This window comes from Rhodobacter aestuarii (assembly GCF_900156655.1).
Taxonomy (GTDB): Bacteria; Pseudomonadota; Alphaproteobacteria; order Rhodobacterales; family Rhodobacteraceae; genus Rhodobacter; species Rhodobacter aestuarii.
The window spans coordinates 1-12,359 of the sequence record NZ_FTOG01000021.1; the positions used below are offsets into that span (position 1 = coordinate 1).

Here is a 12,359-nt window from a genome sequence, read left to right on the forward strand (position 1 = left end):
CTCTTTCGCCGCACCGTCTTCGGATCGACACCGATCAGGACGCAGGCCCGGCGCTGAGAGATCGGATGATCCTTCAGCGCCCGCAGCACCGCGTCTCGCCGGCCGGCAGGATAATGCCTGGCGCGCGCATCTCAAGCAGCCGCCCGAATGCGTGGGCACCCGAAGGATGCAGGATCGGGGTCATCGACATCAATCTCAGTCCTCGGTCTTTGCAGTTGTCGCACGCTGCTTGGCGGCCGCTGCCCGCGCATTTGCCCGTGCATTCGGGCGCTCTGTTTTCTGACGCGCGGCCTCACGTTCAGCCCGCTCATCGTCAAAATCCGGGGCGAGCTTCTTCAGTTTCCGAACCAGCCCATCGAGATGATAGATGTTGGATCCGAAGTCCCCTGCCGCTGTCGTTTGCTGCTCGCGCCTCAGAAAACCCTGTGCTTCCAAGTCGCGAATATGCTTTTGCAAGGTCGTCTCAGACATATCCAGACGTTCTAGAAGCTTCCGTTTTGACGGTGACCTGCCCCCCGGAGGTTCCCTCAATCTGATGTAGAGTCTGCCCAACCTGAAGGAGCAGACGAATGCGAAAGAGCCGTTTCACCGAGGCGCAGATTATCGGGATGATCAAAGAGCAGGAGGCGGGTTTGCCGACCTCGGAGCTTTGCCGGAAGCACGGTTTGAGCCCTGCGACGTTCTACAAGCTGAAGGCCAAGTATGGCGGCATGGACCTTTCGGACGCTAATCGGCTCAAGCAGCTCGAGGCCGAGAACGCGAACCTCGCCATCGTCACCCAGACCATCCCGGCGCTGGACGAAATCTATGGTGAAAACACCCGTCGATCGCTTCAGGGCGGTGCAGGCGTGAAGCTCTACCTTACCCCGTCCGAACAAAAGACCATCGAGGAGTTGAGCCAGGCCGTCGGCAAGACCACGAAGCGCGTGGTGACCCGCTCCCGCGCGGTCGGGCGCAATCCGTTCGAGGGGCGCAGCGTTTCCGAGCGGACCGAGGATACGCCGCTTCTGACCGAAGATCAGGCGCGACGCATGGATCTGGACGAGGTGATCCTCGTGATCGACGCGCAAATGCCGATCCGAGCGCGGCGGATCAAGTATTTCGAGGACCCGGCGCTGAAAGCACTTCATGCGGCTCAGGCGGGAAGTTTCCCTTACCCCGATGAAGAAAGCTTGCGACGGGATCGGCAGATGTCCGAGACGCGGGAGACCGTGGAGAAGCTCAAGCAAGAGCTGCTGGAGGTTCGTGCGGCCACGGGGGCGCAGGGGGCACTTGCCGTTTCCAAGGCAGCAGAGGGGCCAAGCGGCGAAACTCAGGAGCCTCTTCCCAAGCTCTCTGGCCGAGCGCGAGGCCGCGCAGCGCGCGCAGCGGCGGGCGGGGGTGGCTCTGGCCAGCTGTCGTTCGATCTCGCAGGATTGGGGCTAAAAGAGTCAGACAAGGCAGAGCTTGCGGCCGCAGTTCAGACGACGCGGGCGATCGTCGCGGAGTATGCGTGATGCGCAGAAGTTGCATGCAGGTGTCGACATCAAGGCCGCGATGGCATATATTGCCATCGCCTCGAATGGAGACACCTATGGCCACCCGAAACGTCGTTCTGACGGACGCGCAATCCGACCTCGTGGACCGGCTCATCGCCTCGGGTCGCTTTCAGAACGCTTCTGAGGCCCTGCGAGCTGGGCTGCGTCTGCTCGAGCGCGAGGAGGCGGAGCTGGGCGAGCTGCGCAACCGCTTGGCGGGCGGGCTCGATCAGGCCCGGCGCGGCGATCTCGCCGAGGGCAGTGGTGAAGAGGCGATCCGCCGCGCCTTTACCGCTGCGCGCGCGAGCCTCTGATCCGATATGCCGACGCCTAAACCTTGGCGGCTGACGCGCGCGGCGGAAACATCACTGATCGAAATCGCCCATTGGACCCTCGAGACCTTCGGGCCCAGGCAGGCCGCCGCCTATGAAGATGACCTGATCGCCACCTGCCGCGACATAGCCGCAGGAACAGTTCCTTCTCAGGATTGTCGCCGGCTTGTCGATGCCGACCTGCCCGAGGATCTGCGTTTCGCGCGAGTGGGTCAGCATTTCGTGGTGTTCATCGAGGATGCAGCGCAGGTGATCATCATCGATATCTTGCACAACCGTACCGATCTGCCGCGACGGCTCGCGAATCTACCCGCGCTCCGCGGCCTGCGGGACCACTGAAGCCGGTCGAACTGATTGCGCACCGGACGCATTTCGAAGACGACGACTTGATCGACGAGGTCGGCCGAGGCTGTGTCAAAACCCTGCACTGTGCTACCATTCCGTGAGAGCGGGAGGATCGGCATGGCAGGTTTCATCGAGGGCGTGCAGCGTGGTCAGACGGTGCTTTTTCCCGACCGCCTTGAGGACTGGATCGGCGAGGAAGACCTGGTCCGCGTCGTCGATCTTTTCGTCGAGGAACTCGACCTGTCCAGCCTTGGTTTCGTGCGCGCGTCGTCTGCCCGGACAGGGCGGCCCGGATATCATCCTGCGGTTCTCCTCAAGCTTTTCATCTATGGATACCTGAACCGGATCCCCTCCTGCCGCCGCTTGGAACGAGAAGCCGCGCGCAATGTCGAGGTGATGTGGCTGACCGGTCGCCTGGTCCCCGATCACAAGACGATCGCTGAATTCCGCCGCCAGAACGGCGTCGCGATCCGCAAGACCTGCGCCCGGTTTGTCGAGCTGTGCCGCCGGATCGGAGTTCTCAAGGGGGCTGCCGTCGCCATCGATGGCAGCAAATTCAAGGCGGTGAACAATCGCGACAAGAACTTCACCAAGAACAAGATCGCCAGCCGCCTTGCCCATCTCGAGGCCGATGTCGCCCGCTACATCGACGTCATGGTGCGGATCGACCGGCAGGAAGCCGGGGAGGTCCGCGCGGAGAAGGTGGCCCATCTTGCCCGTCGCTACGGCCGTATCCGGCAGGAGATCGCACGATTGCAGGCGATGGAAAAGGCGCTCGCCGACGCTCCTGATGGCCAGATTTCCCTGACCGATCCCGATGCCCGGGCGATGGCGACCAGCGCCCGGCACAGCGGCATGGTCGGCTACAACGTGCAAAGCGCGGTCGACACCGAGACCCATCTGATCGTCGCGCATGAGGTCACCAATCAGGGTTTCGACCGAGATCAGCTCAGCCCGATGGCGATCGCCGCCAAAACTGCCCTGGGCCGAGAAGATCTGAACGTCCTCGCGGACAAGGGGTATTTCAGCGGCGCCGAAATCCTGTCGTGCCACACCGCGGGCATCACCACGACGGTGCCGCGCCCCGCAACCTCGGGCAATGCGGCCAAGGGGTGGTTCGTGAAGGCCGATTTCCTCTATGACCCGGCTCGCGACATTTACACTTGCCCGGCCGGCAACGAACTCATCTATCGCACCACCCGCGAGGAAGGGGGGCTGCAGGTTCGCCGCTACTGGATCAACGGCTGTCAGACCTGCCACATGAAAGGTCGCTGCACCACCGGCACGGAGCGCCGGATCACCCGCTGGGAGCACGAGCCTCTGATCGACGCCATGCGGGAACGGTTGAGCCGCGATCCGGATCCGATGACACTGCGCCGCTGCACGGTCGAACACCCGTTCGGCACGATCAAGGGCTGGATGGGCTACACCCATTTCCTGACCCGCCGCCTGAACAACGTGCGCACCGAGATGGCGCTGAACGTGCTGGCTTACAACATAAAGCGGATGATCGCCCTGGTCGGCATCCGGGGATTGATGGAGGCGATCCCGGGGTGAAATCCCGAGAGAAAGCCGTTTCGCGGGCCTCAAAAGAAAGCCCGGCAGGCGCTTCCGCCGACAATCAGATCAAATGATGCCTTCGGGGCGAACCCACACGCCAAGGCCCAATATTGCCCTTCGCGCACCAACTCGTCGAAATCCATCTCGCGGCCTTGATACTGCGCACCGATCATGCCGCGCATCGCACCGCCCTGAAGCGGCATTTCTAGCCGGATTGCCTGATCAAGATCGACGACGCCCATGCGGGGATTGGGTGGCAATGCGTTTGGTACTTCGCGGCGGTTCTGCGCAGAGTGTCCGATCACTTCAATCCGACCCAAGGCACCCCAAGTGCGATCCTCTTACGGGATGAACAGGCCTGCCGCAGCCCCGTCCTCGGCGGTGACATCGACGATCAGATCCATCCGCTGCGCCGGGGCAAGGATCAGCGCGTCGGTGATCGGCTGCGGGGTAACCAGTGGCATCCCGTCCAGTGCGACGACCCAGCCCGACAGACCTTCAGCGTGCAATGTAAAAATCCGTGCGTTTGCTGCATTGATCAGCCGCAACCGTAGCCGTTCGTGACGGTGCGCGGTCAGCGTGTAATCGTAACGGCCATTGACGCCCAGAAGATTGCCCATTCGCCCCGCGTGGCTAAGCATCATCGGGTTTTGGAAATCTGCGAAAAACTGGCCTGTCTGGGGATCGATCAGCCAATCATCCAGCATCAGAACCACGTCCTGATCGACATCCGGCGGGGTCGGCTCGTCCACAATCAGCGCGCCCGCAAGCCCGCGTGCCACTTGCTCCATCGAGTTGGTATGCGCGTGATACCAGTAGGTTCCGGCATCCGGCAGCGCGAAATTATAATCGAAGGTCTCACCCGGCGGGACGGCATCTTGGGTCAACCCGGCAACCCCATCCATCGCGTTGTCGATGCAGATGCCGTGCCAATGGATCGAAGTCGGCTGATCCAGTGCATTGACCAAGCGCTTGGTCAGGCGCGCGCCTTGCGGCAGGCGCAGTTCAGGCCCCGGAAGACTGCCATCATAGCTCCAGACCTCGGTCTGCGGATAGCCAGATGGGGCCAGTTGCACCGGACCCTTTTGCGCGGTCAATAGCGCGGGGTTCTTGGCTTGGGCAAAGCCCGCAGGCAGCACGGTCGCCGCGGAAACGGCAGTGCAAAAGGTGCGGCGGGTGAGCATCTGACAAACCTCCAAGACGACCTTTCAGGCGCCGATCAAGCCCGACGACTAAGACCAATGTCTATGAATGACGCAGCCTATTCAGGGGATGCAAGTCTTGTTTCGTAAACCTTCGTCCTGCACGACTGAGGATAAGGCCAGCAGGAGGACCCGATGAAAACAGTGATTTTCGCTTTGATCGCGCTTGGTGTGGCGACGATGGCCTTCGCGCATGGCGGGGTGAAAAATCCCGCGGTTCTGGCCCGAATGGAGAATATGAAAGCGATTTCGGACCAAATGAAGGGGCTTGCGGCGATGGCCAAAGAAGAGCGCCCCTTTGATGCCGCCCAAATCGTCCGCAGCCTTGAGCAAATCAGCGCGGATGCTGCCCGAATCCCGGCGTTGTTTCAGGCCCCCGAGACCGATCCAAAATCCGAGGCCCTCCCCGCGATTTGGCAAGAGTTTGATCGGTTTGAAAATCTGAGTGCTGATCTTTCCGTAGCCGTCACCGAGGTCGGTGCGCCGGAAAATCTGACGGATTTGCGCAGCGCAGTGCAGCAGATCGGGGTGACCTGTAAGGCCTGTCACGATCCTTTTCGGGATTAATCGGGCCTTTTCGGGATTAATCGGCTCCTTCCCACATCGCTCGCATGATTGTCATAACACAAAGCCCGCCTGCGGCAACACGGGACTTGCGTTTTTGCGCGGCCTCGGCATGAGTGGGGGAATGAAAAGACGGGTCACTCAGCTTTTCCTGTCCGTTCTGGGGCAAGGAAGATTGGGCCTGCGCCTGATGGCGTTGGGGCTGGTTCTTGCCATTGCAGTGCAATCGTTGCCCTTACGCGCGTTTGCCGCCACGCCGTCGGACGCGGTCACGACGCATCATGCGGCTGCGATGTCCGATGGGCAAATGGCCCACCACCAAATGCTAGGGCATGAAACATCCGCTCCTGCCATGCCCAGTCTAACTGCCGACCATAGTGATCACCAGTTTTCAGGTTGTAGTGGCACCGTGTGCTGCGCGGGCTCGTGTTTTGACTTCGCAGTTTTGCGCGAAACGCGGCGGGTTATCCCTGCGCCGTTCGCCCCTGATGCGGCGAAAACAGCCCCTTCACTTGCGCCTGTGATGCTTGAGCGTCCTCCACGTCTGACGGCCTGAGCGCGCAGATCGCCTGATCGGGGCGAATGCGCTGAACGGGACAATGGTCCGCGCCATGAACGGCACGGGCCGGTTTGGCCGCGTGGCGGCCCACCGACAGGCATATGAGGCAATTATGCAAGGACGTTATTTGGCCCTGGCCCTTTTGGCTTTGGGCACGGGGCTTGGCGCCGGGGTCACGCTGGAGCGGCTATATCTGACAGCCGCGCCAACCGCAGGATCGGACGGGCCGGAGATCCTCTATTGGGTCGCGCCGATGGATCCGAATTTCCGCCGCGACGCACCGGGAAAATCCCCCATGGGGATGGATCTGATCCCGGTCTATGAGGGCAGCGAACCGGCGGGCGATCCCTCGGTGGTGCAGCTTGATGCCGCCGAGATCAACGCCATCGGGGTGCGCACGGCTTTGGCCACATCCGACGAGATCGCACCGCAGATCCGCACCGTGGGCTTTGCCGAGTGGAACGAGCACCGCACCGCCCATATCCACACACGCGTGGAGGGCTGGATCGAGCGGCTAGAGGTGCGCGCCATTGGGGATCGCGTGGCCAAGGGCGATCTGTTGTTCGAGTTGTTCTCCCCGGAGGTCGGGGCCGCGACCGCCGAATTGGTGCGCGCCATTCAGGCCGAACCCAATTCGCGCATCGTCGAGATTGCGAAGAACCGTCTGCGCTCGATCGGGTTGGAGGATCAGCAGATCGAACGGATCGCCACGACGCGTCAGGCCGAACGCAATATCGCCATTTACGCCCCGCAAGACGGCGTTGTCGTGGCGCTCGAGGCTGCCGAGGGCATGTATCTTAAGCCCGACGTGCGTGCGCTGACGCTGACCGACCCGGCAAAAATCTGGGTGATAGCCGAGGTGTTCGAGCGCGATTTGGGCCGTTTGTCGCTTGGCATGCGGGCCAATGCGCGGTTCGACCATCTGCCGGGCACCACCTTTGCGGGGCAGATCGATTACATCTATCCCGAACTGGATAAGGGCACGCGGACGCTGCCGGTCCGGCTGGTGTTTGACAATGCAAACGGGCAATTGCGCCCCGGCATGTTCAGCTCGGTCACGCTGGAAGGGGCGGATCGGCGAATGGCGGTGACGGTGCCCTCGGAAGCCTTGATCCGCACCGGACGCGCCGAACGGGTGATCCTGAAAACCGGTGATGGCACGTTCCGGCCCCGGTTGGTGACCACCGGCCTGCGCGATGGCTTTGGCGCGGGCGGACGCACCGAGGTTATTCAGGGTCTTCAGGCGGGCGAAGAGGTTGTGGCCTCGGCGCAATTCCTGATCGATAGCGAAAGCGTGCTGAATGCGGGCATGATGCGCATGGCCCCAACCGAAACCGCCCCTGTACTGGCACGCGGCAAGGTCGTATCCGTCGACCCTGCTGCACGGCGCATCGTGATCGCGCACGAGCCGGTGGCCGATCTGGATTGGCCCGCGATGGAAACAGGCTTCACCGTTGCCCGCGAGGTGGATTTGCAAAGCGTCAGCATCGGAGATGGTGTCGAGGCGACATTGCATCGCGGTGCGGATGGGCAATTGTGGATTGGGGACTTGATGGGCGATGACGGCATCGCCGCGACGGGACATGGCGTGGCCACCGGGGTGACCGCCGATGGACGTCTGAGCATGTCGCATGATCCGATCCCCGAACTGGGCTGGGGTGCGATGCGCATGGATATGGCGCTGATCGGCGTTGATCCGGCCAGCGTGCCGCTGAACGAACCCGTGGCCTTTGATCTGGCGCGCGACAGTGATGGGATGTTCGCCATCGTCGCGGTGCGCCCCGAAAGCGCGCCGACCGATGCCCCAACGACCGCAGCCCCGCCGCGGTTGATTGAGGCCACAGGCACCATTACCGCGATTGATGCGGCCTCTGGCATGGCGACCATCTCGCACGGGCCTTTGAAGGCCATTGGAATGCCCGCGATGACGATGGATTTCGCGCTGGCCGAGGGGCTTGATCCGGCGTCAATCCCCCTTGATACCGAAATGCCCATCATGTTCGAGCAGGCCGATGACATGAGCCTGCGCTTGGCCAGCGTCACGCCCCCCGCGCCGCTGATCGAGGCATCCGGCACGATTGAGGCCGTCACCGCTGATACCCGTATGGCGCGGATCACCCACGGCCCGATGCGGGCCATCGGGATGCCCGGCATGACGATGGAGTTCCCGCTGGCCGAGGGCCTTGATCCCGCGACCCTGCCGATTGGTCAGACCCTGACCCTGCAGTTCGCCCAACGCGCCGATATGTCGCTTGAATTGGTGCAGATCGCAGCCCCGGAGGTTGGCCAATGATCGGCTCGGTTATTCGCCTCTCTATCGCGAACCGCTTTATCGTCGTCCTTTTCGCGCTGGTGCTGGGCGCTGCGGGCATCTGGGCGCTACGAACCACGCCTGTGGACGCGATCCCCGACCTCTCTGAGGTGCAGGTGATTGTGCGCACGCCCTATGCCGGGCAAGCGCCACAGGTGATCGAGGACCAGATCACCTATCCTTTGGCCACCGCCATGCTTGCCGTGCCGGGGGCAGTGGATGTGCGCGGGTTTTCCTTCTTTGGCGATAGCTATGTCTATGTCGTCTTCGAGGAAGGCACCGATCTTTATTGGGCGCGCTCGCGGGTGTTGGAATATCTGGGGCAGATCACCTCGCGCCTGCCCGAAGGGGTCTCGCCCGAACTTGGCCCCGATGCCACGGGCGTGGGCTGGATCTATCAATATGCGCTGATCGACCGGACCGGGGCGCATGATATTTCGCAATTGCGGTCCTTGCAGGATTGGTGGCTGAAATATGAATTGCAGACGATTGATGGCGTATCCGAGGTGGCCACAATCGGCGGCATGGTGCGGCAATATCAAGTGGTCATAGACCCTGATAAATTGCGCGCCTATGGGCTAACGCTGGCGCAGGTGCGCAGCGCCATTCAGGCGGCCAATCGCGAAACCGGCGGCTCTGTGGTTGAAATGGGCGAGGCCGAATATATGGTCCGCGCCACGGGCTATGTCTCGGGATTGGAGGATCTGGCGCGCGCGCCGCTGATGGTCAATGACCGAGGTGCTGCCTTGACCTTGGGCGATGTGGCGGACCTGCGCATGGGCCCCGAAATGCGTCGCGGCGTGGGCGAGTTTGACGGGCTGGGCGATGCCACGGGGGGCGTTGTGATCATGCGCTGGGGCGGTAACGCGCTGGCCACGATCCGCGCGGTCGAGGCGCGGCTGGAGGAATTGCGCCCTTCGCTGCCCGAGGGCGTCGAGATCGTCACGACCTATGATCGGTCAGGCGTCATTGAACGGGCCATCGACAACCTGAAACATAAGCTGACCGAAGAATTCATCGTCGTCGTTCTGGTCTGCGGGGCGTTCCTTTTGCATATGCGCTCGTCGTTGGTGATCGTGCTGTCGCTGCCCTTGGGCATCGCGGCCGCACTTCTGATCATGCGCCTGCAAGGGGTGAACGCCAATATCATGTCGCTGGGCGGCATCGCCATCGCCATCGGTGCGATGGTCGATGCGGCCATTGTGATGATCGAGGCGATGCACAGACGGCTGGAGCATGAGAAACTCACGCCCGAGAACCGCTGGCGGATCGTGGCCGAGACCTGCGCCGAGGTCGGGCCTGCGCTGTTTTATTCGCTCGCGATCATTGCGGTCAGTTTCCTGCCCGTCTTTGTGCTGGAAAGCCAAGAGGGCCGGATGTTCAAGCCGCTGGCCTTCACCAAAACCTATGCGATGGCGGCAGCCTGCATTCTGTCGATCACGCTGGTTCCGGTGCTGATGGGGTGGTTCGTGCGCGGGCGCATCATCGCCGAGGATCGCAACCCGCTGAACCGGCTGTGCATCTGGGCCTATCGCCCGTTTCTGGATGCGGCGGTGGCCTGGCCTTGGGCAACATCGGGTCTGGCGATTGTGGTCATCGCCTCGATGTGGTGGCCAATGCAGCGCATCGGGACCGAGTTCATGCCGGAACTGAAAGAGGGGGACTTCCTCTATATGCCCTCGCTTTACCCCGGCGTCTCTATCGGCAAAGCGCGCGAGGTTTTGCAACAAACCGACCGTCTGATCCGTACCGTGCCGGAGGTGAAAACCGTGCATGGCAAACTGGGTCGCGCGGAAACCGCCACCGACCCCGCACCGCTGACGATGATCGAAACAACCATTCAGCTGAAGCCCGAGGATGACTGGCGTCCGGGCATGACGATGGAGAAGATCCGCGATGAATTGGACCGGATCGTGCAGGTGCCCGGCGTCACCAACGTCTGGATCCAGCCGATCAAGAACCGCATCGATATGCTGGCCACCGGCATCAAAACCCCTGTGGGCGTAAAAATCACCGGCGCGGATCTGTCGGTGATCGAAGGCATCGGGATCGAGATCGAGCGGATCGTCGCGGGGGTTCAGGGCACGGCCTCGGCCTACGCGGAACGCCCGGTCGGCGGGCGCTTTATCCAGATCGATGTGGATCGCGAGGCCGCCGCCCGCTATGGACTCTCGGTCGCGCAGGTCCAAGAGGTCGTGCAGACGGCCATCGGCGGCATGCAGGTTTCCGAAAGCGTCGAGGGCCTAGAGCGGTATCCGATCAACCTGCGTTACCCGCAGGATTGGCGGAATAGTCCCGAGGCCCTGCGCGATCTGCCGATGGTTACGCCATCGGGCGCGCATGTGCCGCTGGGATCGGTTGCGGCAATATCGATCGTCGACGGTCCGGGCATGATCCGCTCGGAAAATGCGCGCCGCACTGGCTTTGTGTTCATCGACATCGCCGGGCGCGATCTGGGCAGTTTCGTCTCCGAGGCCCGCGCCACGGTCGAGCGCGAGCTGACCCTGCCGCCGGGCTATTCCATCGCGTGGTCCGGTCAATATGAATATATCGAACGGGTGCGGGATCGTCTGACGCTTGTGGCGCCCGCGACCCTTTTGACCATCACGCTGATGCTGTTCATGGCCTTCCGCCGGATGACCGAGGTGGCGATCATTCTTGCCGCTTTGCCGGTGGCGTTGTCGGGCGGGGTCTGGCTGATCTGGTATCTGGGCTTTGATCTATCGGTCGCTGTGCTGGTGGGCTTTATCGCTTTGGCGGGTGTTGCGGTCGAAACCGCGATTGTGATGCTGCTGTATCTGAACCTGTCATGGGAGAAGCGCGTCGCGCGGGCTGGGGAACAGCGCATCAAACTCACCCAGAGCGATATCGAAGAGGCGGTGTTCGAGGGCGCGCTTTTGCGCGTGCGGCCTAAGGTGATGACGGTCGCCACGATCTTCGCCGGTCTGATCCCGATCATGTACGGCACCGCCACCGGGTCCGAGATCATGAGCCGCATCGCTGCCCCGATGATTGGCGGCATGGCAACCGCGACCTTTCTGACGTTGTTCGTCATCCCCGCACTCTTTGTGATCTGGAAACGGATCACATTGGCGCGGACCAATCACACCCTGGCCCAAAATCCCGTTCCCCCGAAGGCGGCCTCCGCCTTGGGTCACTGATCCACACGCATCTTATGGAGATCATCATGCGTAAAACCCTGCTCGCCACCGTTCTGACTGTCGCCTTCGCCCCTGCGGCCATGGCGCAGATGGACCACTCGAAAATGGATCATTCCGCGATGCCGATGGCCGCCGAAATGGTTCATGCCGAGGCCACGCTGAATGCCATCGGTGAGGACACGATCAACGTCAGCCATGGCCCGATTGCCGAAATCGGCTGGCCTGCGATGACAATGAATATGCCGATGATGGAAGGCGTGAAAGTTCCCGAAGGCATCGCCCCCGGTGACAAGATCATCATCATGCTGGGCCAAGGCGCTGACGGCATCTATGCCATCGGCGGGGTTTCTGCATCCGAGTAAGATACCCATGACGCACCCGCCTCCTTCTTGGTGCGCGGGTGCGGCTCTGTTTCCTAGTTTTTGAGAATATGTTCAGCAAAACGACGGTTAAAGACCTCACCCACGAAATGCTGCGTCGGAGTAAAAGTCGAGTAGGCTTTGCGCGACCCTGCTGCGGCTCATAATAAACAACGATCTCGGCCCACCCTGATAACGACTTTGGTTTTATTCAAGAAAACCGATTGTCATCGTAGCGACTTCCTTGGACCCGCCCACCCATTCGTTAGCCAGGGTTCCGCAGACTATGTCCGACTAAACGTCCGCTCGCGCTTGGGCGCGCGGTTGCCTTTTCATACGCAACGAATGGCCGGAATCCGCCGATGCCGTTGAAAAAGTCCGTGTTGCGCTGCGGCAAGTCTTTCGATTCACTCAAATATGAGGGGATGGGAGGATTTCGGGATGATGGG

Annotated in this window: 11 protein-coding genes and 2 pseudogenes; 10 read left to right on the forward strand and 3 right to left on the reverse strand. The window is 61.8% G+C overall.

Annotation, left to right across the window (positions count from 1 at the left end; translation table 11 throughout):
- Window positions 1-195: 195 nt before the first annotated feature.
- Complete coding sequence (locus BW967_RS18110) at window positions 196-471, reverse strand: hypothetical protein (protein ID WP_076486499.1); 276 nt, start codon at window positions 469-471, stop codon at window positions 196-198.
- A 98-nt stretch (window positions 472-569) separates the two neighbouring features.
- Between BW967_RS18110 and BW967_RS18820 the strand changes: the two are divergent.
- The 5 genes and pseudogenes from BW967_RS18820 to BW967_RS18130 form a co-directional block, all read left to right on the forward strand.
- A pseudogene (locus BW967_RS18820) lies at window positions 570-767 on the forward strand (transposase); the annotation flags it as partial.
- A pseudogene (locus tag BW967_RS18115) lies at window positions 759-1,496 on the forward strand (type IV secretory system conjugative DNA transfer family protein); the annotation flags it as partial. The pseudogenes BW967_RS18820 and BW967_RS18115, both read left to right, overlap by 9 nt.
- Before the next feature lie 77 nt (window positions 1,497-1,573).
- Window positions 1,574-1,831 (forward strand): type II toxin-antitoxin system ParD family antitoxin, encoded by a 258-nt coding sequence (locus BW967_RS18120; RefSeq protein WP_076486502.1) that lies wholly within the window; start codon window positions 1,574-1,576, stop codon window positions 1,829-1,831.
- A gap of 6 nt (window positions 1,832-1,837) precedes the next feature.
- Window positions 1,838-2,188, forward strand: a complete 351-nt coding sequence (locus BW967_RS18125) for a type II toxin-antitoxin system RelE/ParE family toxin (RefSeq protein ID WP_076486504.1) — start codon at window positions 1,838-1,840, stop codon at window positions 2,186-2,188.
- Window positions 2,189-2,311: 123 nt separating this feature from the next.
- Window positions 2,312-3,751, forward strand: coding sequence for an IS1182 family transposase (locus BW967_RS18130; RefSeq protein WP_076486506.1), 1,440 nt, complete (start codon window positions 2,312-2,314; stop codon window positions 3,749-3,751).
- A gap of 29 nt (window positions 3,752-3,780) precedes the next feature.
- Here the strand turns inward: BW967_RS18130 and BW967_RS19000 are convergent, their stop codons facing one another.
- Both BW967_RS19000 and BW967_RS18140 read right to left on the reverse strand, forming a co-directional pair.
- A complete protein-coding gene (locus BW967_RS19000; RefSeq protein WP_076486508.1) occupies window positions 3,781-3,996 on the reverse strand; it encodes a cupredoxin domain-containing protein in 216 nt (71 codons plus the stop codon).
- 99 nt (window positions 3,997-4,095) lie between these two features.
- On the reverse strand, window positions 4,096-4,938 hold the full coding sequence (locus BW967_RS18140; protein WP_076486509.1) for a multicopper oxidase family protein: 843 nt from the start codon (window positions 4,936-4,938) through the stop codon (window positions 4,096-4,098).
- Between the two features lie 153 nt (window positions 4,939-5,091).
- Here BW967_RS18140 and BW967_RS18145 point away from each other — a divergent pair, with 153 nt between their 5' ends.
- The 5 genes from BW967_RS18145 (at window position 5,092) to BW967_RS18160 (ending at window position 11,913) form a co-directional block, all read left to right on the forward strand.
- Window positions 5,092-5,523 carry a c-type cytochrome gene (locus BW967_RS18145; RefSeq protein ID WP_076486514.1) on the forward strand — a complete coding sequence of 144 codons (432 nt, stop codon included), beginning with the start codon at window positions 5,092-5,094 and terminating at the stop codon, window positions 5,521-5,523.
- A 121-nt stretch (window positions 5,524-5,644) separates the two neighbouring features.
- A complete protein-coding gene (locus tag BW967_RS18630) occupies window positions 5,645-6,076 on the forward strand; it encodes a hypothetical protein (RefSeq protein ID WP_139327872.1) in 432 nt (143 codons plus the stop codon).
- A 115-nt stretch (window positions 6,077-6,191) separates the two neighbouring features.
- A complete protein-coding gene (locus BW967_RS18150; RefSeq protein ID WP_076486520.1) occupies window positions 6,192-8,372 on the forward strand; it encodes an efflux RND transporter periplasmic adaptor subunit in 2,181 nt (726 codons plus the stop codon).
- Window positions 8,369-11,551 (forward strand): efflux RND transporter permease subunit, encoded by a 3,183-nt coding sequence (locus BW967_RS18155; protein ID WP_076486516.1) that lies wholly within the window; start codon window positions 8,369-8,371, stop codon window positions 11,549-11,551. Before BW967_RS18150 ends, BW967_RS18155 begins: the two co-directional genes overlap by 4 nt.
- A 26-nt stretch (window positions 11,552-11,577) precedes the next feature.
- Window positions 11,578-11,913 (forward strand): copper-binding protein, encoded by a 336-nt coding sequence (locus tag BW967_RS18160; RefSeq protein WP_076486518.1) that lies wholly within the window; start codon window positions 11,578-11,580, stop codon window positions 11,911-11,913.
- The last annotated feature ends 446 nt before the right edge of the window (window positions 11,914-12,359 follow it).